The sequence below is a fragment of the Paenibacillus sp. B1-35 genome (assembly GCF_050474385.1).
GTDB classification, from domain to species: domain Bacteria; phylum Bacillota; class Bacilli; order Paenibacillales; family Paenibacillaceae; genus Paenibacillus_B; species Paenibacillus_B alvei.
In genome coordinates this window covers 515687-541387 of the sequence record NZ_JBCHVJ010000001.1, presented here as the reverse complement: position 1 = coordinate 541387, position 25701 = coordinate 515687, and the positions used below count along the sequence as shown (strand labels likewise).

Annotated in this window: 18 protein-coding genes and 1 riboswitch; of the genes, 2 read left to right on the top strand and 16 right to left on the bottom strand. The window is 47.0% G+C overall.

Going from position 1 to position 25701, the window contains the following annotated elements; translation table 11 throughout:
* Positions 1-150: 150 nt before the first annotated feature.
* On the top strand, positions 151-570 hold the full coding sequence (locus tag ACQ5BJ_RS02440; protein ID WP_289355515.1) for a hypothetical protein: 420 nt from the start codon (positions 151-153) through the stop codon (positions 568-570).
* 195 nt (positions 571-765) lie between these two features.
* A riboswitch (purine riboswitch) is annotated at positions 766-867 on the top strand.
* A 163-nt stretch (positions 868-1030) separates the two neighbouring features.
* Positions 1031-2779, top strand: coding sequence for an adenine deaminase (ade, locus tag ACQ5BJ_RS02435; RefSeq protein WP_005550904.1), 1749 nt, complete (start codon positions 1031-1033; stop codon positions 2777-2779).
* 51 nt (positions 2780-2830) lie between these two features.
* On the opposite strand, the gene ACQ5BJ_RS02430 is transcribed toward ade, so the two are convergent.
* The 16 genes from ACQ5BJ_RS02430 to ACQ5BJ_RS02355 all read right to left on the bottom strand — a co-directional run bounded on the left by ACQ5BJ_RS02430 (position 2831) and on the right by ACQ5BJ_RS02355 (position 25689).
* Positions 2831-3619: a class I SAM-dependent methyltransferase gene (locus ACQ5BJ_RS02430; protein WP_040736841.1), complete on the bottom strand. Its 789-nt coding sequence runs from the start codon at positions 3617-3619 to the stop codon at positions 2831-2833.
* A 3-nt stretch (positions 3620-3622) separates the two neighbouring features.
* Positions 3623-4525, bottom strand: a complete 903-nt coding sequence (locus tag ACQ5BJ_RS02425; protein ID WP_262866742.1) for an AraC family transcriptional regulator — start codon at positions 4523-4525, stop codon at positions 3623-3625.
* A 201-nt stretch (positions 4526-4726) separates the two neighbouring features.
* Positions 4727-5950 (bottom strand): cytochrome P450 family protein, encoded by a 1224-nt coding sequence (locus tag ACQ5BJ_RS02420; protein ID WP_268620266.1) that lies wholly within the window; start codon positions 5948-5950, stop codon positions 4727-4729.
* A 43-nt stretch (positions 5951-5993) separates the two neighbouring features.
* On the bottom strand, positions 5994-6626 hold the full coding sequence (locus ACQ5BJ_RS02415; protein WP_430108256.1) for a TetR/AcrR family transcriptional regulator: 633 nt from the start codon (positions 6624-6626) through the stop codon (positions 5994-5996).
* Positions 6627-7118: 492 nt separating this feature from the next.
* Positions 7119-7652 (bottom strand): GNAT family N-acetyltransferase, encoded by a 534-nt coding sequence (locus ACQ5BJ_RS02410; protein WP_268620268.1) that lies wholly within the window; start codon positions 7650-7652, stop codon positions 7119-7121.
* A 17-nt stretch (positions 7653-7669) separates the two neighbouring features.
* Positions 7670-8350 (bottom strand): bis-aminopropyl spermidine synthase family protein, encoded by a 681-nt coding sequence (locus ACQ5BJ_RS02405; protein WP_430108253.1) that lies wholly within the window; start codon positions 8348-8350, stop codon positions 7670-7672.
* Positions 8272-8838, bottom strand: coding sequence for a bis-aminopropyl spermidine synthase family protein (locus tag ACQ5BJ_RS02400; protein WP_430108250.1), 567 nt, complete (start codon positions 8836-8838; stop codon positions 8272-8274). Before ACQ5BJ_RS02400 ends, ACQ5BJ_RS02405 begins: the two co-directional genes overlap by 79 nt.
* Before the next feature lie 410 nt (positions 8839-9248).
* Positions 9249-10727 carry a protein adenylyltransferase SelO gene (locus ACQ5BJ_RS02395; RefSeq protein WP_430108248.1) on the bottom strand — a complete coding sequence of 493 codons (1479 nt, stop codon included), beginning with the start codon at positions 10725-10727 and terminating at the stop codon, positions 9249-9251.
* Positions 10728-10901: 174 nt separating this feature from the next.
* A complete protein-coding gene (locus tag ACQ5BJ_RS02390; RefSeq protein ID WP_367668747.1) occupies positions 10902-11072 on the bottom strand; it encodes a hypothetical protein in 171 nt (56 codons plus the stop codon).
* A gap of 61 nt (positions 11073-11133) precedes the next feature.
* Positions 11134-12555 carry a hypothetical protein gene (locus tag ACQ5BJ_RS02385; protein WP_268620271.1) on the bottom strand — a complete coding sequence of 474 codons (1422 nt, stop codon included), beginning with the start codon at positions 12553-12555 and terminating at the stop codon, positions 11134-11136.
* Between the two features lie 332 nt (positions 12556-12887).
* Positions 12888-13313: a hypothetical protein gene (locus ACQ5BJ_RS02380; protein WP_005550913.1), complete on the bottom strand. Its 426-nt coding sequence runs from the start codon at positions 13311-13313 to the stop codon at positions 12888-12890.
* A gap of 49 nt (positions 13314-13362) precedes the next feature.
* Complete coding sequence (locus tag ACQ5BJ_RS02375) at positions 13363-13860, bottom strand: hypothetical protein (protein ID WP_430108244.1); 498 nt, start codon at positions 13858-13860, stop codon at positions 13363-13365.
* A 161-nt stretch (positions 13861-14021) separates the two neighbouring features.
* Positions 14022-17234 (bottom strand): bifunctional cytochrome P450/NADPH--P450 reductase, encoded by a 3213-nt coding sequence (locus ACQ5BJ_RS02370; RefSeq protein ID WP_430108239.1) that lies wholly within the window; start codon positions 17232-17234, stop codon positions 14022-14024.
* A gap of 143 nt (positions 17235-17377) precedes the next feature.
* Complete coding sequence (locus ACQ5BJ_RS02365) at positions 17378-17944, bottom strand: TetR/AcrR family transcriptional regulator (protein WP_430108237.1); 567 nt, start codon at positions 17942-17944, stop codon at positions 17378-17380.
* Positions 17945-18185: 241 nt separating this feature from the next.
* On the bottom strand, positions 18186-22949 hold the full coding sequence (locus ACQ5BJ_RS02360) for an amino acid adenylation domain-containing protein (RefSeq protein WP_430108234.1): 4764 nt from the start codon (positions 22947-22949) through the stop codon (positions 18186-18188).
* Positions 22918-25689 (bottom strand): beta-ketoacyl synthase N-terminal-like domain-containing protein, encoded by a 2772-nt coding sequence (locus tag ACQ5BJ_RS02355; RefSeq protein WP_430108231.1) that lies wholly within the window; start codon positions 25687-25689, stop codon positions 22918-22920. The genes ACQ5BJ_RS02360 and ACQ5BJ_RS02355 overlap by 32 nt, the downstream gene beginning before the upstream one ends.
* Positions 25690-25701 lie beyond the last annotated feature (12 nt).

Sequence of the window (25701 nt, the reverse complement as noted above, 5' to 3'; positions counted from 1 at the left end):
GAAAGTTGCTGCGCAACCTGCCGGATTTTTATTTCATCGAATGAATTGGTGCAAATATTAAGCCCATACAAAGATTAAAGAAACGGACTTGCTTTTCCGATACATAAAATGACGATACTTTTTTAATAAATGAAGGAGTGAATAAAGAAAATGCGCATTGAATCGCCAATTTACCGATTCTCGCCTGCTGCTAACCGAACCAATCGAGGCCAAGAGGCATTATTTGCAGATACGATGAAAGAAACCGCGAGCAAGGAAGAAGAAAAAGAAGGGGACAAAAAAGGCCGTCTCGTCACGGCTCGCGAAGACGGTTACATCAGGCAGTATCTCGTTAGGCCTGACGGCAGCAAGGTGTTATTGAGCGAAACACAGCAAAATGACAGCTTTCAAACAGCGAAAATCGATCAGCTGCCCGTCGCTATCAACTACCTGCATTCCCCACAAAGCGGATTCAGTATGAATACGAAAGAAACGATCGCATTGTTAAACCTGCACGCTGGAGCAGTCATGACACTCCCAGTCAACCAGCAGCAGCTAAATGTCCCGAGCAAGGAATCCGATATGTCTTAATGATCCATGCTCTACAATCAATCACAAAAAAATACAGAGGGAACCTCGCTCCCTCTGTTCTACTGCCCAATCCGTCTCACGAAGTCCTCACGAAGTCCTCCCCCACAGCATTTCCTGCTATTAGGAAAATCCTATTAGAACCTGACTTTTTTCACGAGGGTTGACGAGAATTAGGACGCCCTATACAATGTAGAGAATTACAACCGCATACTTCTTCGTATAACTTTGGAAATAGGGTCCAATCGTCTCTACCGAGCTGCCGTAAACAGCTTGACTACGAGGATAAGAGCGCTTGTCTCAAGGAGTCGTTTTGAGCCTGTTTAATCGACTTTCTGATACGGACAAGCTTTTCTTGTTCCTTACCGTCAAGCTTTAGTTGTCAAAAACTAAAGCTTTTGTATTTATATGGGCAATACTTTCCCACACTATTTATACAACGAGAAAAGGAATGTGATTTCGAATGAATTGGAGCAAGCAGCATTGGATTAATCGAATTGCCGCAGCAGGCAGAAGGAAGCCTGCCGATCTTGTCATCACGAACGGAAAAATCGTCGATGTCTTCAATCTGGAAATCATGGAAGGCGACATCGCGATTGTAGATGGCATGATTGTAGGTATTGGCGGCAGCTATGAAGGAGAACGCGTCATTGATGCGGAGGGCCGCTATATTGCTCCTTCTTTTATCGATACTCATGTTCATATTGAATCGGCTATGGTCACGCCTGCTGAATTTGCACGTGTCGTGCTTCCGCACGGGGTTACAACAGTCATAACTGATCCGCATGAAATCGCGAATGTCGTTGGGACAGCCGGGATTCAATATATGCTTGATGCTTCTGAGAATTTACCGCTTGACGTATATATCATGCTGCCTTCCTGCGTTCCATGTACGCCGTTCGAACATGCAGGAGCTAAGTTGGATGCTGGCAGTTTGGAACCTTTCTACGCTCATCCTCGCGTATTGGGACTGGCGGAAGTAATGGATTATCCCTCTGTAAGACGCGGTGATGACGATATGGTGGACAAGCTGCTGTCTTCGCATCGGAATGGTCGGATGATTGACGGTCATGGCGCAGGTTTAGATGAGGAGGCTATCAATGTGTACCGGGCAGTCGGCATCCGCAACGATCATGAATGCGTGACAGCCGAGGAAGCTAGAGTGCGGCTGCGCAGAGGCATGTATGTGATGCTTCGCGAGGGATCGGTTGCCAAGGATGTTGAAGCGCTCATCCCTGCTGTAACGGCAAGCAATGCACGCCGCTGTGTGTTCTGCACGGATGACAAGCACTTGGATGAGCTGCTCCATGAAGGCAGCGTTGACCATAACGCCCGTCTTGCAATCCGCTGCGGTCTTGATCCGCTTCAGGCGATACAGATGGCTTCCTTGAATGCAGCTGAGTGCTTCGGATTGCATACGAAGGGCGCGATTGCCCCTGGATACGAGGCGGATTTCCTGCTGCTTGATAATCTGCATGATCTTACGATTGCTCAGGTATATAAAGCCGGCAATAGGGTTGGCGATAACGGACAATATACAGGACCGCAGCTTCATTCTGCTGTTATCCCATCTCAACTAATGAAGACGGTACATTTGCCGGATATTACAGAGCGGGATTTGCAAATCGAACTTGGCAATCAGGAGCGCCACTGTCATATTATCGGCATTAATCCAAATAGTCTGATTACGACTCATCTTGTAGAGGCAGTTGACATTGAGAACGGATATTTCCGTTCTTCCGTAGAGAAGGATCAGTTGAAAATCGCTGTATTTGAACGGCACCATCATACTGGCTGCGTCGGACTTGGCATTGTGAAGGGGTTCGGCATCCAATCTGGTGCGATCGCCTCCACCGTGGCACATGATTCCCACAACTTAGTTGTGGCCGGCAGCAATGATCGGGATATGCTAACTGCCATTCAGGCGCTTCGTCAGATGGAGGGCGGGTTGGTTGTGACGAGTGGTGGCAAGGTGCTTGCCGCGATTGAGCTTCCACTGGCCGGACTGATGGCGATAAATGGTTATACAAAGGTACTCGAGGACATGGAACAGCTTAATGAGGCTTTAGCGCGTATTGGAGCTTCTCAGGAATTCAATCCTTTTGTCACATTATCATTCTTATGTTTGCCTGTAATACCTGAATTGAAGCTGACGGATATGGGGCTGTTTGATTTCTCCAGCTTTACACATATTCCGGTATCTGCTAAATAACGAATTCAAGAGGGCGGCTTCGTGTTGTAGATTAACAACCGCCCTCCCTTACTATTGATGAAGCACGTAATAAATTTCTTCTGCATTCTGAAAATCAACATTTGATTTATCCAAGTCGGCATATTTATGTCCTACCACTAACCCGCATTTTTCTGCGATGCGATCAAATTCTTTTGGCTGATACAGTCTCAAATGAAAATCCTCGTATTCGGTACGTACATGCCTATTATCGATGTACAACTCGTAGGAAATCATCGAGTACAAAATTTGTTTGTCCGTATCGTAAGCATGCTTGCTTCGCAGTGCAACTTCTACGGAGTCCTTCCCTACCCTCCTGCCTTCCTCGAACGCTGCCAATTCCAATTGTTCCTGGTTTACGCTTGATGGATCGCTTCCCCGATAAGACAGATCAGTTGCAACGCTTAACACAATTCGTCCGGTTGAGGTTAAGCAATTCTTCATGACCTTCAGTGCCTTGATCACCTCTTCACGCTTTGTTAACAAGGATAATGATCCAGCCGCAATAAAAATAAGATCATATTTTTCAGCAGTCGTATCAAAGTTGTTAAAATCACATATATCAATACGTGTACTGAAGCCTAATGATGTGAGTTTCTCTATACATCTATGTATCATATCTGCAGACAAATCGAATCCATCGATCTGATAGCCTTGTTCAAGAAATGGGACTAGAAAACGGCCTGACCCGCACATAGGCTCTAATATTCTCATTGTCTTATCAGCATAAGACATCCAGAAGTCCATTTGCTCCTTCGGCGCTTCCGGCTTATCCAAATCATAAAATAAGGAACATAATTCTCCATAATATTGCTTCTCCATACTCTATTCCCCCTGAGCAGTTTTTTTAACTGGGACATAAATATCCATGACGACATTGCACTGGCCGTGGCAGCGTTCATCATAAAATTCAAAATCGAGCTTGGATTCATCGTATACAAATTCACTGTTCGGGAACCATTCTTCGAAAATATATGTCCAGGTTGCTTGAACGGCAGCAGCCAGCGGATCTGCATTATAGGCTGCTTCGCTTCCGAAGTAATCGACTGACGGTGTTGTGAATACGGCATACTGCGCCTCAGGAACTTCGACAGTGATCATGTCGGGTGTAACCTTGCTATAATCATCAACGATGACGCCAAATAAATAGACAATATTCCCTTCATCGGATGAGGGGATACAGATTCCCACCTCACCGTGCTGCGGCGGAGTTAATTGCGCATACATTTTACTTTCTAAATTGTCACCGATATACGTATCCCAATAGGCTGCGATGTCTTTCGTATACCCGTTCGCCAGATTCGTGTGAATACCATAGCCAGCTACTTTGAATTCGGATTTCGTTACAAAAATAGGATTCATCCTGTCTCCCTCCAAATGAATGTATAGATGGCTTGAATGCCATGCTTCGAACTTAGTAAGATAAACGGTCGGACTGTAGCCAAATTCTTTGCGGAAGGCTTTGGAAAAACCGCTTGCTGTTTCGAACCCGTAATCTAGGGCAATATCGATAATTTTGCGGTTCGTGAGCAGCGCTCTCCTTGCCTGAATCAGTCTTTTCTTGCGCACAAAATCCATCAGAGGCACGCCTTGGTGAACACTGAACACTCTACAAAAATGAAATACCGAGTATCCGATATGCTCTGCGATCTCAATGGCGGTAAGCTCTCTGGTGAGGTTTGTTTCGATATACTCGATACTGCGCTGAATATCGTCATTGTAATCCAATGCGAGATCTGTCCTTTCTTCTAGCAGTCGTTCGTTGTTCCCTTTATTGTATCTGTTCTGTGGGATAGATGCTGTTCCAATCTTGCTAAAGGCTTTTATGTTTATAAAAAAGAAATGTCCTCAAGCTTGCGTATCATTGATACGACAAAACCTGAAGACATGTGAACGTCGAATTACAGTCAGCGAACTGTGATGAAGAGCCTAAAACAATACAGGCAAGCTCGCAAGTGAACGCATTGAGTCCTTGTTATAGGTCAGATGCTCGGGATCAATTGCGAGGCGCAGATTAGGCAGTCGTCGCAGCAGTGTGCGGAAAGCAACCTGACCTTCCAATCGGGCCAATGGGGCGCCTAAGCAGTGATGAATTCCCTTGCCAAAGGTTAAGTGCTCATTCTCTTCACGCGTAATGTTCAAAGTACCGGGATTCGCAAACTTATGCGGATCAAAGTTGGCTCCATTCAGCGTGATCACAATCATTTCGCCTTTGCGGATCGTCTGACCGTGAAGCACTATATCTTCGCCCGCAATGCGGCTGCCAAGCAAGACTGGACCAGCGAAACGCAATAATTCCTCCACTGCGGAAGGCACCAAAGAGGAATCGTTCTGGAGCAGACGCATCTGATCTGGGTGCTGAAGCAGAGCCAGCGTGCCGTTCGCGATCAGATTGAATGTCGTTTCATGTCCGGCGGAGATAAGCAGCCATATGGTCGATAGGAGCTCATTCTCGCTTAATTGATCACCTTCGTCATAGGTCTGAACGAGACTGCTGATTACATCGTTTCCAGGATTTTTGCGTTTCTCGGTTAGAAGTAATTGAATATATTGAATAAATTCATTCAGTGTGGCAACAACCGCCTCACTTTCCTTCGGATCCAGTGAGGCTTGCCCAAGTGTACGCGTCCATTCTCGGAATTGGCTTCGCTTAGCAACGGGAATGCCGAGCATTTCCGAAATGACGGTGATAGGAAGCGGATAGGCAAAATCCGATACGAGATCCATCTTTCCCTGCTCCTGCACAGCATCCAGCAATTCATCGGCAATCTGTTGAATACGGGGATGCAGCTCCTCAATCATGTTGGGGGTGAAGGCTTTGGATACCAGCCTGCGCAGCCTGGTATGATCGGGCGGATCAACAGTGAGCATATTCGGCATGTTGATCACCCATTCCATCAAGGCATTCACGGATGCGTTCTCCTCTATGGGTTGTTCCCTTGGTGTCAGCTTGCGGATGTCTTTGATGAAGCGCGGGTCTTTCAATATTGCAACAACATCATCGTGGCGAAATGCGAGCCATGCTTCCCCCATGCCAAAAAAATTATCAAGGCGGTACAGCGGTTCATGTTGCTCATAAAATTTCGAATAAAATGAGACGACATCGTGCATTGGTTCCGTAGTGATAAAGTCGTCACTCGTTAATCTCTTCATATTTTCGCTCCTTTTCACATTCGCCGTTTCCATAATCATTGGGTCATGCATTCGTGTCAGTCGTGTCCGATGCAATTCCATGACGGATCATGCAGCAGAAGCTTTTCATCTCATCAAGCAAGACATCAAGGCATTCTTCCTCAATGTTATCTATATCCTTGAGCTCCTCAATAAACTTCCTTTGGAAATGCTCTAGCGTAATCTTGATCAGCTCAAAAGCTTGCTTGCGCTGAACGCCTTCTCGCAGCTGAACTTTTTCAAATAATCGTTCCCACTCTTGATACCTGAGGGCAATTGCGTGCCCATACTTCAGCTCAATGTCTTCTTTCAGTTCATCAGGCGTCAAATAGAAAGCCTCGTACACCAATTTGTATTCATTCGCGTGTTTGCGAAAGTAATTGAGTTTTAAGCGGCTGATCGTATCTATAGCCTCAAAAAAATCCTCGTTATCGAGTATGTAGTCCGCTCGAATTTCGCTTGATAACTTTTCAATGCAATGATCCAATAAGCTGAAATACAGCTTCTTCTTGCTGGTGAAATGATGAAATATTAAAGCCTTCGATGTGCCGGCTGCTTCAGCCAGCATCCCGGTCGAAGTGTTCTTATAACCATTGCTCGCGAATACGGATATGCAGGCCCTCAACACTTTTTCTCTTTCGTAGAGCCTTACAGGCAAAGCTTCGCCTCCTTCACTTTTTACTAACCTTTCGGTCAGTATCGATCATATGATGGAACAATCCAAATATGACGTCCATCATCTTGAATTATTGTGAAATTAATCTCAAGACAAAAAGAGTTCAAGCCACTCCTTTGAGGAGACTGACTTGAACATCATATTCCCTATCCATGGTTGTCTGGATCTACGAACAACATCTCTATCTTCGTTCCATCAAGTCCGATAAAGCCATTAGCTTCGCTGCTTTCATTCAACTGGATCCACACCTCAGCCGCTTAACGTCATTACAAATGATGTTATGGTAAAATTGAATATCTTCTTCTGTCAAAAATGTGCGTGTGTCATGCGAATAGAGCGATGCCAAATATCTACTCAATTATCATAATACTTTTTACCATATGCAACGATTCTGTCTCCCAAAATAGAATCTCCCATGATCTAATTCCCGTTCCACCCCCTCCAAGGAAGAAAATTTTGGAATTGGTTTGCTTTTTATTCAAAAAATACACTTGGGTATTCTACAACCCCTGCTACATGTTCCAGAGCATGTTCTCGCAGCTCTAATGCCATAAATGCTTCATCCGGCACTTCAAAGGGTGCCTTTATTCCCCATGTAGTGGCTTGCTTGAAACCGAACTTCGGATAATATTGAGGATGACCGAGTACGATTACAGACTCGTATCCAAGTTGTGCAGCCTGTCGCAGAGCTTCGCATATAAGCTTCTTCCCAATCCCTTGGGATTGGTATTCTGGCAAGACTGCTACCGGAGCCAATGCGAGTGATTGCACGCTGTGCTTATCTCCCTGAATGGTAATGCGGGACAACAGGATATGTCCAATAAGTTGACCATGATTGTGGGCAGCAACCAGTGATAACGCTGGGATGAAACCATCTGATTGTCGAATACGGGATACTAACTCATGTTCCTTCCCATCGCTGTGCTCCATCGCTGCAAATGAGCGCTCCACAACTAATTCTGTAGCTTGATAGTCTTCCTCTGTTTCTTTTCGGATCATAATGTTCATATTCATCCTCCGTTACTTTATTTTACTTTTTTCTTACTAATCAAATGAAACGAATCGTTGCCGCATGACAAGCAGCCTCGCTGCTTAAGCTGCTCTATTGTAGCCATCTTCCCTTGGATGCCAACCGTGATCTTGTTCCCGCACCGTTTACATTGGTACTTGCGTATCGTTTGTCTCACTTCGCCAGTGTATAGTGCATCCATGAACCGCCCTTTACATTCTGGCATAGTACGCTCGGTCGTCTTGAGAATAATCATCTGACTTCGATTGGCTATAATCTCCGCCCCTTCGTATTCGTTGAATCGGGGCAATGTTGCACTTGTTGTTATTCCCATTCTTATAAATTCACGCTGCATCGCGAACATGAAGTCAGGTGACTTGTGGGCGAAGGATAAGAATATCGGCAATCCTTTTCTCTTCCGGAGTGCACTAATTCCTCGAGATACAAAGAGGCTCATGCCCTGCAGTGTATAAGGCGGATCGGTAAAGAAACAATCGAATTGCCCGTGCAAGCGTGCAGGCAGTTGTTCCCTTAAGTCGTGATGGACGCATTGAATGGGCAATTGCCTTAGCTGCGCTACATCATGAATGTATTGTAGAAATCGTTCATCCACATCAATTACTTGTACGATTGTTTTGGAATGCCCTCCATTAGGGAAAAGTACTTGAAGCAGCAAGCCGATGGAGATACTGACCAAATCATATCTCCAACGCATAATATCTGCTTGCCTACTAAGGTCTGCTGCCGGAGACATAGAAGTGCTCTTCTCAGGCTTGTCTCCGGCGTACATTTGGATTGATCGATCCGCACATCGACCATCGGACGATGAATCATAATTTCCTTCAGAACGACCAACAGATTGTGGAGCTCGGGATGAGACAAGTCTTCGCAAGCCATCAGCTCCTGATACAGTTTTTTGTTGATTCCCCGATAGCCCCATTGCTCTTCAACCCATACTCTGCCTCTCATCGAGCAGCGTGCTCCCTTATCCTGCTCGATTGCTCCAGCCTTGATAAGCTCCCGTTTGACGGCAGCCGCAACTGGGATGGGAATAAGTGCTGCACGGGCCAGTTCTTTGGTGGATATACCAGGGTTCATGTAACACTCCAACAATAGTTGTTCGATGATGGAAATGCCTTCTTCAAGGCGTACGCTTTCGTTTGCGATTTCGATAAAGTTACGCATTCGTAAATCCCTCCTCAATGGCGGAATGACGTTCATTCATGGCGCAGAAAAAGGGCGCAGAATGAACAAACGTCATTCTACGCCCTTCTTGATTGATGCCTAAATAAGCCCCACAATAAAGCAAAAATCCGTGCTTGAAGAAGCACGGATGCGGGTTCAAAAAATAGGCATACCTATCATCTAAGGCATGTATGATATCCGTTGTTCTTAACTAATTCCGAGGATACGCACATCCACAGCAAATAAACATTGCTAAGCAGCAACACTTCTCACTGGTATTACATATTCCTCATATATGGAATTCGATTAGTTAAGAACGACCGCCAACATCAACATCTCTCCCTAGAAAATTATGCAATCATCGTATCATCCTGGGAAAGTTCATGTCAAGTCAATGCAATGTTTCCGATTCATGTGCCGCAATAAGTTCGGTAAGGGCGCGTTGATGCAGTTGGCAGTGAAGTGTATTCTTCCTGCTCAGTCGAGTACGCAAATGGCTCTGAGAGAACTTGCAGCAGGCGCTGCATCACACTGTAGTCTCCTTCTTGAGAAGCAGCATCCAATGCCTCTTCAACTCGATGATTGCGCGGTATGACGGCAGGATTGCTTCTGCGCATAAGCTGACGTACATCATCCTTGGAATGCTGTTGTCGTTCAAGTCTTGCTTGCCACTGCTCATACCAGTGTGCATATTCGGTGCTGCCAAATAAGGATGAATGTTCTTCGCATATGCCGAGTGTAAGTGCGCGGAACGTATTCGTATAATCCGCACGATGCTGCTGCATCAGATTGAGCAGGTTCTGGATCAGTGTCTCATCTTGTTCTTCTTCATGGAGTATACCTAACTTGGCTCTCATGCCATCAAGCCAATTGCGTTGGTATAGATCAAAATATTCACCTAATGTATCTTCCGCTATCTCCACAGCCTTTAGTTCGTTGTCATTAAGGAGAGGCAGGATTGCTTCTGCAAATCGGGCAAGGTTCCACCCCCCAATATTCGGCTGATTCCCGTAGGCGTAGCGGCCTTCCCTATCGATTGAGCTAAATACGGTATCTGGATGATACACATCCATAAAGGCGCAAGGGCCATAATCAATCGTTTCACCGCTAATCGCCATATTATCTGTATTCATGACTCCATGAATAAACCCGACAAGCTGCCACTTCGCAATGAGCGATGCTTGGCGTTTCATCACTGCCTGAAGCAGCCCCAAATAACGGTTCTCGCTGCCGTCTGCCTCCGGATAATGTCTCTGCAGCGTATAATCAGCCAGTGCGCGAAGATCTTCGATGCCGCACCAATTGGATGCATATTGGAACGTTCCTACGCGCAGATGACTTGCTGCAACACGAGTGAGAATTGCACCTGGAAGTTCAGATTCGCGTATTACCGGTTGACCAGTGGACACCACAGCTAAGCTGCGAGTCGTTGGAATACCTAGACCGTACATCGCTTCGCTAATGATGTATTCACGCAGCATCGGCCCGAGCGCAGCTCGCCCATCTCCGCCTCTCGAATAGGGAGTTCTCCCCGGGCCTTTCAATTGAATGTCGAATCTCTCTCCTGATGGGGTAATCTGTTCGCCAATCAGAATCGCTCTTCCGTCCCCCAGCATATTAAAGTAACCGAATTGATGTCCAGCATAAGCTTGGGCGAGAGGCATTGCCCCTTCAGGAATCGTATTGCCGGCAAGCGTAGCTACGCCATACTCGCTTCTTAATGCTTCTGCACTTAATCCTAGGGAGACAGCGAGCGATTCATTCAGAACACTAAGTCCCGGCGCTCGTACAGGAGTTGGATTCAGTTTGGAATAAAATGAATGTGGAAGACGGGTGAAACTGTTGTCGAAGTTCCATCCTGCGTCTAAATTAGAAGGTCTCTCGTTCATTGTATCTCCTTTTCATTCCTGCTATTTCGTATGTATCGTGCTGTTAGGGTTTGCTAACGTATATTTATTATACCTATTCAGGTAAGCATACGGCTAAGCTAAAGGTAGATAAATTATCGAAATTACGCATCACCTTCTCTATTGTTCTAATGACGACGAAAGGTTCTATATGAGTTAGCTGGTGAATAACTGAAGCAGTTCATCAATAGTAGGAGCAAGCTGGTGATTGCCATTCTTGATTGCAGTAAAAGTAGACATCGCTTGCTTCAATAAGTCAAAACTATAGTAATAATAGATGAAGAACGATAGTGGATCATATTCAGGTGCATAGGGCAGAACCCCCATCTGGCAGAAAGCTCCTCCACCGAGTCCAACTCGGGTGAGGAGCTTCCTAGCGTTCCTAGAATCAGTCTTCCTGGTATACGCGATGGCGCACGATATCTCCGGGATGCAAAACAAGCAAAGGTCCCCACGATGGATTATGATCATGCATCGATTTTAACAGCAGTATCATCCGCTGAAAAATCATGTCGATATCCGCATGCTGCACCAAGGCGCCCGTCACGGCGGCCGCGACCACGTGAGCTGCGTAGAATCCAGATTGCAAATGTTCAGGCAGCGGACCCGCGGTGCTCAACAAAGCCCGTAATTGCGCAGTGAAGGATTCGTCCAGGTTTCTCCAATTTTGAATTTGATCCAAGCTATGATTTTCCAGCGTATGCAGCTTCGTCGTCATGATGGCGGCAGCCACGATCTTTGCAGACAGCTTGGCTTCCTCGGCGCCGACAACTTTTCCTTCCAGACGGATGTGGGTCAGATCTTTGTCCGTTTCTGTCTCGATGAGCCGCTCCCATATATTAGCCTGGTCGAACTGCAGGGTACCTACGGCATAGGCGGCTAAATATCCTCTCAAAATGTCAGCAGGATGGACGTCACTCTCAGAACCGATATTTTTGAGCGCGGGAATACCCGAATAGGCCGCCCGGATTCCACGGAAATAACCGATTAAACCGATCCCGGCCGCAGGCCCCAGATTGAGTATCCCTAGGACGTCTGATGCCGTCTCGTCTATGCGTTTAGCCCAATACTCAGCTAAATCATTTCCGAGATTGTTCGCGAGAAGAGCCGCTCGTACCGTATCCGCCAATTCTTCAAGCAGTCCCGTATCAGCATGCAAAATATCATGCCCGCCCGTTTCATGACCCAAGCTGGACCAGGCCAGGAGGCCCCGCCGGGCATGAGCGGGAGGAAGACTTACGATACCCGTTTTTAAGCCTATCTGGTCTGTTATGTCAATAGGCAGGGTATACGGACCGAATTCAGGCATCCCCCACTTGACGAGCGGCGGTATCATGCTCAAGTCTGGACGTTTCACTCTCGCTCTGTCCTCAGCGCTTAAGAAACCGTCGTACAGATCGCTTACCATCTCCTGAAAAGCGTCAGTGGCATCCGCATTATAGCCTTCGCCGTTCTGCAGTATGGTTTGTGCGATATCGAACAGCAGAAAAGCCGGTCCTTTGCGCAGGGGATCGTGAATTAAAATGTCGGTGAATCCTTCTGGACCCAGTTGATCCAGTGCTTTAAGGAATGGTTCGACGACTGCGTCCCGGTACAGAACAGGCAGCTTTCTGCGTACTGCTTCCAATCTGCCGCGCAGTTGGTGGTAATCCGTCGGATCGGGCGGACCGGGAATATTAGAAACAACGGCCTTTCTGACATCTTCAACACATTGCGGAAGGTTGCTTATATCGGGTTCGATCGTGACTTCTCCGTTCGTGAGCAACTCGTTTCGTTCAATCATCGTACATCCTCCGTTGTATAAAATCATTTACAGATGTAACATTTCCTGAAAAAATGAAATTATACCAAAATGTAGATTGTCTGCACGGATCCATGACAATGAACGAAAAGAGTAGTACATGCTATACTCGCTGTTGATTTATTTAAGCACGTCACCTCTTCCATTTCATCGTTCATACGAAGCAATATCGAAAAATGGTTATCTCGATAACTGCTTTCATAACATTAACTGCTTCAGAAAAAACGCTTGCATCTACTTTTTTACGTAATCGAACAAAAGGTCATCTTGCAGCTTCCATAACTCTCCTAAATGCATTATATTTTCCTCGATAACCCATTGATTCGCCTTCACGACGGTTTTCATTTCTCTAGGTGACGCAAGTATTCTCGATATCCCCATAACGCTTCATCCAATTGATCTTCGCCTTCCAATAAAACCATCACAGCATACGAGATCATGTCTATCCATTCGTCGATTTTTCGAACCTGTTCTTGGGAAAGCAGGCCATTGCTCTGCAGCATGCCGTCAGGATATAAAGCCCATGCGCGGGATAGCTGGCAGATGCTCCAGAAGCACGATATCAAGATTCTGTTTACTTGCGGCTTCGCGAACTCATCAGCCAGAACTTCAATGATCTTCATCAGCTCGTGGAAATTATCTTCAATCAATTCACCGCGAAAAGGTCTCAGCATGCCTAAAAATCCATTCGTCATTTTTTCGTGCTCGATATCATCATGATGGAAGGCATGGCATTTGAGAAGAAATAGCGCCTCGTCTTTCGTCATCTTGCCTCTTCCCTTCTGCAAAAGTTAGTATCAATAGCGCTGCTACTACCTACAAAGAGTTTTCTCCCGTTATCTTACAGTTCTTGATAACCAGCCATAAATTGATCTCATCGTATTGTGAGACAATCCCTTCTATCCAGTAGCCTGGATATAAATATTGTGCCGGCGTTCGTTCTCTCAATTTATTGTAATCTGTTACAGCATAAGCATTATCGCTTAATCGGATGATCGCTCCTTGCGGATAAAACATTGCAATTTCCCCGCTAACTGGTTTACCCGGTGGATACTGCTTCTTCGTTCGCTTCCATGCCGCTAGATTAGGCTCAATAGCTTGCTGCCATTCTATTTCAAATTGTTCCTTCGTAAGGATACGATCGTACGCCTCAACAATTACTTCTTGATCGCACAGTACAAAATCGGGCGAAGTGGAAACCTCACAATGTGAATCGCCATATTTGCTTATTTGTCGATATGCCGTTCCGTTCTCGTCTATCTCAAAATAGTACCGATCGTCTTCCTCGACCCCGGCAGCTTCAATATATATCATTGATATTCCCCCTACTAGTCTCTGATCCTAGAAGGTCTCCACTACTTTCAACCTCCAATCAAGTATATAAAGCCTGTCCTTTCAACACAATCACACGAATGACCTAGTTGAACTATCCAAATGATAAAGGGCGCCCATCTAGGGCGCCCTTGTCCTGCAACTCATTTACAACTTGTTTGGTAATTAAGCTTTCTGCCTGCCCATACATCTTTCACATATCTCCCGTCGGCCCCGAGCTGCTCCAGCCATCTGTTCGCTTTCGTCTCGCCAACACCATGAACGTCTTGATACATCTGCTTAAGTGTTGCCTCCACATCTGGTGACATAGCGCTTCCATCACCGCACACATAGAATATTGCTCCCTGATCAAGGAGACCGATCACTTCGTGCTGTTGCTGCTTGATAAGATGCTGGACATATGTTTTTGGTTGACCCGCAATTCGAGAAAATGCGGTGTGTACCGTAACAATTCCCTCTAATTGATATTGCTTAAGCTCTTCCTCATAGATATGATCCGTCGCATCTCGACAGCCAAAATAAAGATACGCGCTGCCAAGCGAAATCCCTTGCTCCTTCATGGCCTGCCGGGCTTGAATAAATCCACGAAACGGCGCAATCCCTACTCCGGGTCCTACCATAATAATAGGTGTACTCGGATCCTCCGGCAGCCGGAAATTGGATTGCGGCGGCTGAATGAACATCATGATTGATTCGTCTGGTTGTCTGTCTGCAAGAAAATTGGAAGCAACGCCTCGATATTCATGGCGTCCATTCCAAGCTGGGCTCTGTACGACCCCTACCGTGAGACTAATCTGATTCGGCTGTACGCGAGGGGAACTGGATATCGAGTAGTATCGTATTTTTAGTGGCGGGAGCAGCTCTAAAAAGCGCTCAAACGTCATTAAGCAAGCCTCATATTTTTCAAGTAAATCTAACATCGATACTCGCTTTTCAAGGATGTTCTGTCTGTAGCTCTCTGCCTCAAGCAGTGCTTCTAATTCAATTCGGTGCGGAGGACATACCGTCAATGCGGCAAGCTCGCGAATTTGTGCTCGAGTGGCAGGCTCCTGAAGTTCGACGCTCCGGCTTAGAAGATCATTTATCAGTACAGGGCGATGTAATGGCAAATGGGAAGGACTATTCCCTGTAGTTCGCAACACCACATGATCGCTTCCATTTAAGTCAAATCTGCTGATTACCCGTTCGACTAGATTATCCGCATTGATAGGGAACACGCCTAAATGATCCCCTTCAAGATAAGACACTCCTTCAGGCAATTCAATCTCGATATGGCGTGTACTGCGCCCGTTTCCACCCCTTTGCAGCTCGTGATTGTCGAGGATCGTTGCACAATGGACATTGTATGCATCGGCAAACGGCGATTCAACCGATATGTTTACAACCTCTACGGTTAAAGAAGAAGCTGTCGATTTTTCTATTCCATCAATTCCGTCAAATTTCAAATCCAGTGAACGCATAACTGCTGGCCACAGCTTATCGCGCCACTCCTCCACTTCGGTTTCGAATTCACCGCTGGCATCGCCATGTCCGACAGGCAGCAAACGATTCGCTCCTTTAGCCGCGAGCTGTTCATCAATGAATATGGGAATGCTTTGATAGGTACTAGGCCAGTTATGATCGCCGCAACCAAAGACACAATAGCTAACTCCTTTCAATGATTCTGGCTCCACTTCCTTTAGCCACTTTACGAAGCGTCGTGCATTGCTGGGCGGCTGACCGTTATATGATGCTGTCACAATAAACGTAATGCCTTCCTTGGGCAAGTCCGCTGCATAATCGTTAAGGGGCGCTACTTTACTTTTGAAGCCTAGTTGTCGGCCTTTCTCCGCCAGTTCGCGGGCAATTCCCTCTGCTGTGCCAAGATTAGAGCCATACAGTACGAGGAGCGGAATATTGTGAGGAAAGCTCGAATTCAATTCTGAAATGGCCGTTGTTTCTAAAATAGATTGAACGCGCTGACCGCCATGAACGGAAATTGCTTCGTTGCGAGTGCGACGCGGGCGAACTCGCATCATAAATCCCTCGGGTTTTATCGTGAGCGACTCCATTAGCTTCAATTGATAATTCGTATGATCGATGAGTTCAAAATTTTTGAGAATAAGTCCGAGCATTAGCGTCGCCTCTTGCAGAGCAAATTGCTGCCCGATGCACGCACGCTGTCCGATGCCGAACGGCTTGTAGGCATCGTGGGGAATTCGGCTCGGATCCTCGAATCTTTCTGGGCGGAATTCGTGTGCATCACTTCCCCAGGCAGCAGGATCACGGTGCAATTGAGGGAGCAAAAGGAGCAAGCGATCTCCTTGCTTCATCTCATATCTATCCGCGAGCAGCGTATCTTGCTTCACAAGCAAGTTGAAGGCAGGAGCTGTCGGCCATAGGCGCAGTGATTCATCGAGAATCATGCGGATATATTTCAAGTTCTTGACCTGTGTATAGGTAGGAACAGGATCCTTCAGTACACGATCTACTTCCTCATAGCCTTTTTGCAGCTTATCACGATTGTTCAGTAGAAAATATAGGGCGAATGACAATAAGCCGCTCGTTGTTTCATGTCCGGCTACCAAGAACGTAATAATTTGATATCGAATGTTTGCATCATCCAATGATTCGCCCGTATCAGGGTCTCTTCCTTTCAGCATATAAGCTAATAAGTCGTTTGCCCCTTCATGATCATGAGCTTTGCGTTCAGCGATCATTTTATCAACTAGGGAGAACATGACATCAATGTCCTGCTGGAATTGCCGCCGTGTTTTGACCATAAGCATATCCTGAATGCCAAGCCGCTGCGCTTGATTCAAGGATTCCTCCAAAGCCCGAACCATACTCGTTACAAACGGGTGAGGCTGATCACGGTAGAAGCTGTTGAAGCGGTAATTAAAGCCGCATAGCCCGATCGTATCCATAGCTAGCCTTGTCATATCCTCTGGCACCTCGATTTGATCATCGGGATTTAGGCGAGACCACTTCTGGATAAGCTGCATCGCTAAATCAAGCATCTTATCGAAGTAGCCTCGCATTGCTGTACGGCTGAAGCTTGGCAATAAAATATTATGGGCCTTTTTCCAGTTCGGATCGTTGGTCTCAGAGGTAAACAATCCGTCCCCTGCGTAGGCGCGCACATTGTTCAAGATTGTTTTGTCCACGATTTTACCGAAGCGCGCAGTGTCGCTAAATTCTTTAGCCAACTCGTAGCCAGAGACAACATGCAGCGTTCCAAATGGGAGCTTCATCCGGTAGATTTCACCGTATTGCTCGGCAAGGTTCATGAATGACAGTATCGGAGTATTTGGATTCAATTGAGGTACATTTCCTAACGGGCCATATGTTTTGGGCTGTGGAATCGAAATTGACATATAATTTTGCCTCCTCGGATGGTATCTAACATTTCGTAAGAGGTAGCTCATAAGATGCCGTGTTGTGCAGGACAGCAATAAAAATCATGATTTCAAATCATAGGAATGAATATTCATTCCGTAATGTGCAGAAGACATCCGAGTTAATGGACTCGGATCGCATTCCAGCAGCACTCCTCCACGCCAGCAAGAAGCTCGTTCGTCTCCTCCAGCACCTCTGCTCGTATTGTTTCGAATAATTTAACAAGAGCCCCATAGAAAATGGAGATCAGTGCATTGGGAGGCAACGGGGAGATTGTGCCCTCCTGTTGTCCTTTGATTAAAAAGTGTCGGATAAAATCCATTCCTACTTCGAATGTCTTCAGACTTTTCTCATCCAGCAATCTAGGATTCAAATGTGAATCTATGAACGAAAAAGCCTCTCTATTTTCCTTTGCAAAATAAATGGTCTGAACAAAAATATGATGGAACTGTGCGCGAGCAGTTGCAGCTTCAGGAAATCCTTGTGAAACGGCATGGAAAAATTTTTCAGTACATTCTTGGAATAAGGAATTCAGCAGCTCCTCCTTGTTCTCAAAGTATCGGTAAATGGTGCCAGCGCCAACATTGGCCCGATCAGCGATCATTGGTACGGTTGTTGCATCGTACCCGCGTGCGGTAAATAGATGTAATGCGGCGTGTAAAATGTCTTCTCTTTTGTTAGTGGACAATCGTATCACCCTTTATGCGGAATGAATGTTCATTCCCTTACATAATATACCATGCGAGTCGAAGATTCAAGAACTGAATGCGATAGTTCTAAAATTCATTTTGTGCAATGAAATCTAGCATGTAATGAAGCTTTCTGCTGAAAGAAAAACGAAAAGAGCAGATGCTTTCGCATTCTGCTCCTTCGCATGAATTTTTCAACCTTCTTATTGGATGTATCCACATCCCCCCTTTCTGCTTCACTTAAATGAATGCAGGCTCAGGGGTTGCAGAGATCAAGCTTGCAATGCTTTGATGCGGATGGAGGCAGAGGTCATTGAACATATTCTGAAGATCCGAGAGCATTTGCAAGATCGATTCGTCGCGGAAACGCGCTTTAAGATAGGTCATATAAATTTGACAGCTCCCCTCCAAAGTCCCAACGACATCAATGCGCAGCGGCGTACCGGAGTTGAAAATCGCAAGCGACTTGCCATACTCGTTAACCAACGGAATCTCATCCTCATCCATTTCGATGGCGATATCAAAGTATGATCCGAGGTTCTGAACAATCATGTATGACTCAAACAGGATCTGATTATCCGCTAGTCCGCTCCACTCCCGGACTTTCTTGAGCGGTGTATAATCATATTTCGTCAATCGAAGCTGCTTCGCTTGAATTTGCTTGAGGATCTGCAATACATTTTCGTCTTCAAGCAAACGTATCCTCATGGGGAGCGTATTGATTGCAGGACCAACTATCTCCTCAATCCCTTCGAATTCCGGGTGTCTGCCAGTCGACATGACGCCGAACAATACATCGCGCTGACCTGTATAACGAGCCAAAAGCAGCGCCCAAGACAATTGAAACACTACGCTCATTGTTACACCACTTTGACGGATTAGCTCTTTCACCGTGTGCGGAGCAGAGACCTCGAATTCGACGTATTGTTTTGCGAAGCCGCCAGTTCCTGACCTCCCCCGATTATGCGGAGCATTTTCGATAAGCGGGGTCGCATGGCGGAAGCCAGCAAGTTCCGCTATCCAATATCGCTTAGATTGTTCTATATCTTGCTGCTGCAACCATGCTATGTAATTCCGATAATTGCGTACCGGCGGGAGCTGATAAGACCTGCTCTCCACCAGACTGTAATAGCATTTGAGCACTTCGGCCAAGACAATAAAATGACTCCACCCGTCCATCAGCAAATACGAACAGCTCATAACCAGGAAATGCTCGCGATCTCCTATCCGAGCAAACATGACTTCATAAGTAGTCGGCCGTTTGATATAAGCAATATTGCTTGCACACAGTTGAACATCCTGATATCGCATCAGTTCATGAAATTGACGGTCAGCATCCCATTCGCGCCAATCCGCGTAGTGAACCGGTATACGAACATTCCGCCGCATAACCTGTATCGGTTGGTCGAATCCTTCATGGAAGATGGACGTCCTCGTTAATGCATAATGATTTGCCACTCGATTCCAGGCCTGTGTCATGAGTTCAGGCTCCAATTTGTCCGTAAAGCGCATGACCATATTTACAAAAAACTGAGCCGGTTCAGGATTGTTCAGCAAGGTATCAAGCATGTAATCTTGTAGCGGCGTAACCGGATATACGTCCTCAATCTCTTCAGGATCCAAGGAGGCAATAGCGGCAACATCGCTTCGGTTCAATCCTACTAATGAAAAGCCCGCATCGGCTTCGTTCTCTCGCACTGCTTTTTCGTCGTGGGCAGCAACCGTTCCCTTGTCGCACTCGGCAATAACTCCGCTTAATTCCGCAACAGACTGATATTGGTAAATTTGCTCATGGGATATCGATACACCCGCTTGTCTTGCACGGGATATCAGCATCATCGTCTTGATCGAATCGCCGCCGATCTCGAAATAGTTCTGATGTATTCCGACCCTGCCAAGTCCAAGCAGATTAGACATTATACCGCACAACAGCTTTTCGATATCATTGCGTGGTTCGTCGGACGGATCATTAGACATGCTATCCTCATTCGGCTTCGGCAGCGCCTTCCGGTTGATTTTGCCATTATTATTGAGCGGAAGTCGATCAAGCGCAACAAATGCCGTTGGAATCATATAATCAGGTAAACGCTCTTTAAGAGCGCGACGAAGGACTTCTATGTCCGGCGCAATCTTTGTATTTCCTGTCATGTAAGCCGTAATTCGTTTATCTCCAGGGATATCCTCCCTCAGGATCACGACCGCTTCTTTTATAGAAGGTTGTGCGGCAAGCGCCGCTTCAATTTCACCAAGCTCGATACGGAAGCCCCGAACTTTCACCTGATCGTCCAATCTCCCAAGAAACTGGATACGTCCATCCGGCAAATAGCGGGCCCGGTCTCCGCTGCGGTATAACCGCGCTCCCTCTCGTAACGAAAACGGATCCGGTATGAACTTCTCGTTGGTCATCGACGGCATTCGCAAATAACCGCTGCCGACCGCGATTCCGCCGATGCACAGTTCCCCGGGAATACCTATCGGGGTTGGCTGCAGCATTTTATCCACAATATATATTTTTGTATTTGCGAGCGGCCTACCAATATGAGCGGGGCTATGCGCATGTCCCGGTTCAATGATGCGATAAGTGCTGGCGATCGTGCACTCCGTGGGACCATATGCTTCATATACATCAAACGGAAGTCCGATTGGAAGCGTTGCGTTCCATTTGTCTCCCCCCGTGAATAAACGGCGCAGAGAGGTATGTTCGGGCCAAGGAATATTGACTAATAGCTCGACTATCGGTGTTGGAAGAAAGGCAAACGTGATCGCATTGTCCACCATCCAGTCTCGCAGCAACTCGGGCTGAAGTCTTATTTCTTCGGGCGGAATCCATAACGATGCACCGCAGATCAGTGACCCCCAAATTTCCGCGACGGACATATCGAAGCCAACACCGACGGCAAAGCAAACGCGGTCAGTGGACGTTAATGCCGAAATGTCTTTATACCAGTGCATGAAGTTGACAACCGATGCATGCGGGATTATTGTCCCTTTAGGATTACCCGTTGAACCGGATGTATAAATGACATAAGCTGCGTCACTGCCAATGACTTTGTCGATCAGTGGACTCGCCTCTTTGTAACCATTCCGCGAAGCTAGAACGATCCCTTCATGTTCCATCTTGATTCTGGTCTCACAGCGTGATGCGATATGCTCATGCAGAGAACGACTCGTCAGTAAATTAGACGCCTTGGAATCTGCTAGGATATGAGCAATTCGTTCCACCGGCATCTCAGGATCAATGGGCAAGTACGCACCGCCCGCTTTAAGCGCGGCCAATTGGGCAATGACCAGTTCAGGCGAACGGTTGAGACATATTGCAGTAACCGTCCCCGGCCCGCTGCCCTGCTTGATCAGGTAATGGGCCAGACGATCAGAGCGAGCCGCTAGCTCTATATAGGTTAGAATTTCGGCTCCGTTCTGAACGGCAATCCGATCCGGTTCTGCCTCAGCTTGTGCGATCACCATCCGGTGAAGGGTTTCGCAAGGGGAGAATTCCTGCTCGGTCCTGTTCCATACATTCAGCAGCAGATTACGCTCATCTTCCAGCAATATCGGCAAAGATTTGACAGGGGTGTCTGGATGGTCTGCAATACTGGAAAGCAGCATCAGAAAGTGCCTTATCATTTTCTTCACCGTTGCTTCTTCAAATAGACTTTGATTGTATGTAAAAGTTCCTTTCCAGCTCCCGCCCCTCTCAATCACTTCAAGAGTCAGATCGAAGAGAGTTGTCTCCGTATTTACGTGTAAAGGCTCGAATGTCAGGTCAGCTATTTCAACATCAATTACAGGCGTATTTTGAAGCGTGAACATGACCTGGAACAATGGCGAATAACCCAAGCTTCGCGTCCCAGCCACCTTCTCCACTACAAGCTCGAACGGAACATCTTGATATGCATAGGCTTCCAACGCATGCTTTCGAACTTGGCGAAGCAGCTCGCGGAACGGCAAATTTGCAGTGATCTCAGAACGAATGACGAGCGTATTGACAAAAAAACCGATCATAGATTCCACATCTTTGTGGTTTCTGCCTGATATCGCGGTTCCAACGCAAATATCTTCCTCACCGGTATAGCGATGCATAAGCGTCTGAAATGCTGCCATTAACAGCATAAAGGAAGTGGCCTTCTCCTCGGCAGCGAGTTGGAAAAGCCTTGTCGATAACTGCTGCGGAAGATCGAAGCTAAGCTTCTTTCCCGTATATTGCTGCCGTGCAGGGCGCGGGCGATCTGTCGGAAGCTGAAGCAGTTCCGGCGCTCCAGCCAGCTTTTGTTTCCAATACGATAACTGTTCTTGAAGCGCGTTCTCGCAGTACCGTTCCCGCTGCCACTCCGCAAAGTCCGCATACTGCACGCGAAGGGCGGGCATGCGCTCCGCCTCTCCGCTAACGAAGGAAAGATAATACTCCAGCAGCTCCTTGCCAAATACATGGTGGGACCAACCATCAGTAATGATATGATGAAAGGAAATCAGCAGTACATGCTCCCTATCAGCAAGGCATAGAAGAATCGCCCTAAGCAGCGGTCCATGTGTGAGATCAAACGGCCTACTAATCAAGGACATATGCTGTTTCACCGCTTCATCCTGTTCGCTTGGCGGTACTTCCCGCAAGTCTTTCCGCTCCAGCGGCATATCCATGTCATCCAGCACGAGTTGATAAGGACTTCCGTCCTCCTCGTGAAATACGGTGCGCAGAACCTCGTGCCGTTTTACGAGTTCCTGCAGGCTTTTCTCGAATGCTTCGACCTGCAAATCTCCCCTCAGCCTCATGCCGTAAACCAAGTTATACGCCGTTGATTCCGGCTCCAGGGTAGAAAATAGCCATAGCCTCTGTTGGGCGTACGAAAGCCGATGCTTTTCTTTTTTTTGGCGAACCGGAATCTCATGCCTGTCAGAGGAAGGAGCGTGATCAACTTTGACGTCCCCTTGAAGCATTTTTTCTAGCATCGCCCGCTGCTTGTCCGATAACTGCGCTCTACGTTGTGCTAACGAATGCCGATTGGTCATGGGTTTTTTCCTCTCCTTCCTCTTCTTCTTTTTCCAGCAGTTCGATATAGGCTAGTTCGATAATGTCTGCAAGCTCGGAAATGGTTTCAGCCGCATACAATTCCTGCACATTCAGCGAGATCGGGTACATCTCCCGAATTCGTGATATAACCTGCATTTTATTCAGAGAGTCAGCCCCAAGCTCATAGAATGGAGCATGTATGTCCAGCTCCGGCATGCCGAGAACCTCTTCGAAAAATACAATAAGCTTCTGCTCCACGTACTGACGCGGGCTCTCGTATTCTAGTGGAGCCGGGTATTCCGGTTCCTCCTGTCTTTCATTGCTTTTCGCGTTCGGGAAGGAAGCGTCGAAGCCTCTCGAGTTTGGAATTTCATAGCGTTGTCTTTCAAATGGATAAGTTGGCAGCGGCATTCTTCTTCTCTTCTCTAACGCATAACGCGCCTGCCAATTCATTTCGTTGCCCGCTTCCCAAATTGCTGCCAAAGTGTCCGCCCAAGAATGACAGTCGTAGCAGCTTAAAGCATTTTCATCCCCGTTTGTGTAGGTGTGCAGTGGTGATCCGATCGCTATCGCTCTCCATCGCCCATCCTTGAGCGCTTCTGTAATTTCTGAACTTAGCGACCGTTCTCTGATTTTTGCCGTCAATTCCGATTCTTTATATAATGCGATATTCATCTCCGCATTCAAGGTTGGGATGCGGGGAGCAGCAAAGCGTATGCCATTGACTGTATTGGCGAACTTCTCGATGTCTCCGTTTTCTATAAAATCTTGCCGGGCAAGCGTAAGCTTGAAGGCTTCTTCCAATGAACAACACCCAGCGATGCAGGCGGCCGCATACTCCCCTTCTTCTTTACCCCCAATTCGATCGGGCGTTTGCCCCATGTGATTCAATACTGAAGCAAGACTGTAAGAAGACGCTACTGAGATCAGTAGTTTTATGCGTGAATTCAATTGCAGTGGATGATGCTGCTGATTAGCGTGGGCATCGTTTAAGAAGCCTTTAAATACGGCTTTCAATTCTAGTCCGCTGACAGACTCAGCTTTTTCAATTGCTTCATTTAATTCGCGGCAGAAGAGCGGTTCAGTTCTGTACAACTCTAGTAACCCGGAAAGGCTCTCCTCCAACCAAGGGAGAAGTATCCATACAGTCATTGGTTGTTCATCTGTGCTCCGAATCTTTTCCGAATCCGGTTTAAAGGCCAGCATGCGCTGTGCATCGGCGGCATTTCGGCAAACGACGGCTTTGCGGAACGGGTATGCTTTTCTGCCAACCTGCGTTGTATAAGTAATTTCTTCGAATGGTATAAAAGGGTTTCTAGTTAAATAGCCAGCCATCCTTTCGCAAGCTGCGGCAAGTGCCTTCTCCGATTTAGCGGATATAAGCAAGCTGTGCCAAGGCCGCAAGCAAGCATCGCTTTCTGTCAGGGGTGCTTCCTCCAGAACGACATGAGCGTTCGTTGACCCGATGCCGAAAGAGCTTACTCCCGCACGCCTAGGATATCTCGCATCTTCCCAGTCCCTCAGTTCCGTATTAACGTAGAACGGGCTTTCCGTAAAATCGATTTGCGGATTCGGTGCTTTAAAATGGAGGGAAGGTGGAATTTGGCGATGATGAAGGGCGAGCACCGTCTTGATGAATCCTGCCACTCCTGCGGCACAGTCGAGATGGCCGATATTCGTTTTAACGGAACCGATTGCGCAGTATCCGATTAAATCTGTCCACTGCCGATAAGCCATCGTTAATCCTTCGATTTCGATTGGATCTCCAACTATAGTAGCCGTGCCGTGGGCTTCGACATATGATATCGTCTCGGGATGGACATCGGCGATCGCCAAGGCTTCTGCAACTACGTCAGCCTGACCTTCCGGGCTAGGGGCAGTGAAACCTGCCTTAAGTGCACCGTCATTGTTAATCGCGGTACCGCGAATTACAGCATAGATGAAGTCCCCGTCTGCCGCGGCCTTTTCTAGACGCTTCAGTACTACGATCCCAACGCCGTTGCCGGGGACACTTCCCTGAGCCTCACTATCGAAAGCGCGGCAGATTCCATCAGGAGACAAAATCATGCCTTCCTGGTACTTGTATCCGGAATGATTGGGGAACGTAACGGTGCTTCCGCCTGCCAACGCAATGTCGCACTCCCCGCTCATAAGAGACTGACATGCCATATGTACAGCGACCAAAGAAGTGGAGCACGCTGTTTGTACGGTCACTGCAGGACCTTTTAAATCAAGCTTGTATGATACGCGACTTGTCAAGAAATCCTTATCATTGCTTGATACAATGGAGGTGATATCTCCCAATCCTTGATCGAGTCCGTAAGCAATAATATGGTTCAACAAGTAAGTGCTTAGCGAGCAGCCGCCATAGACCCCGATCCGTCCGGGATAGCCGTCGGAAATCCAGCCTGCATTCTCCAGTGCCTCATGCGCACATTCGAGAAACAGCCTTTGCTGGGGGTCGGTCCATTCCGCTTCACGGGGATTCATTCCGAAAAAAGCGGCATCAAACATGACCGGGTCATCCAACACCCCTTTTGCTTTAATATATTGGGAATCCTGTAGAACTTCTTCCCGAACCCCCGCTTGCAGCAGTTCCTCATCTGTATAGAAGCGAACTCCTAGATCGCCCTGGCTTAACAGTTTCCAATATGCGTCTACATCCTCAGCTCCGGGAAATCTCCCGGACATGCCGATGACAGCGATTCCTTGCTCCCATAATGTTTCATCTCGTAACAAGTGGTTCACCCC

Coding starts and splice junctions, on each gene's coding strand:
- ACQ5BJ_RS02430 (WP_040736841.1), bottom strand. CDS start 3,619: ATGGAGAAGCAATATTATGGAGAATTATGTTCCTTATTTTATGATTTG.
- ACQ5BJ_RS02400 (WP_430108250.1), bottom strand. CDS start 8,838: ATGCGTAACTTTATCGAAATCGCAAACGAAAGCGTACGCCTTGAAGAA.
- ACQ5BJ_RS02370 (WP_430108239.1), bottom strand. CDS start 17,234: ATGTCAATTTCGATTCCACAGCCCAAAACATATGGCCCGTTAGGAAAT.
- ACQ5BJ_RS02360 (WP_430108234.1), bottom strand. CDS start 22,949: ATGACCAATCGGCATTCGTTAGCACAACGTAGAGCGCAGTTATCGGAC.
- ACQ5BJ_RS02395 (WP_430108248.1), bottom strand. CDS start 10,727: ATGAACGAGAGACCTTCTAATTTAGACGCAGGATGGAACTTCGACAAC.
- ACQ5BJ_RS02410 (WP_268620268.1), bottom strand. CDS start 7,652: ATGAACATTATGATCCGAAAAGAAACAGAGGAAGACTATCAAGCTACA.
- ACQ5BJ_RS02380 (WP_005550913.1), bottom strand. CDS start 13,313: ATGACGAAAGACGAGGCGCTATTTCTTCTCAAATGCCATGCCTTCCAT.
- ACQ5BJ_RS02385 (WP_268620271.1), bottom strand. CDS start 12,555: ATGATTTTATACAACGGAGGATGTACGATGATTGAACGAAACGAGTTG.
- ACQ5BJ_RS02440 (WP_289355515.1), top strand. CDS start 151: ATGCGCATTGAATCGCCAATTTACCGATTCTCGCCTGCTGCTAACCGA.
- ACQ5BJ_RS02375 (WP_430108244.1), bottom strand. CDS start 13,860: ATGATATATATTGAAGCTGCCGGGGTCGAGGAAGACGATCGGTACTAT.
- ACQ5BJ_RS02420 (WP_268620266.1), bottom strand. CDS start 5,950: ATGAAGAGATTAACGAGTGACGACTTTATCACTACGGAACCAATGCAC.
- ACQ5BJ_RS02390 (WP_367668747.1), bottom strand. CDS start 11,072: ATGGGGGTTCTGCCCTATGCACCTGAATATGATCCACTATCGTTCTTC.
- ade (WP_005550904.1), top strand. CDS start 1,031: ATGAATTGGAGCAAGCAGCATTGGATTAATCGAATTGCCGCAGCAGGC.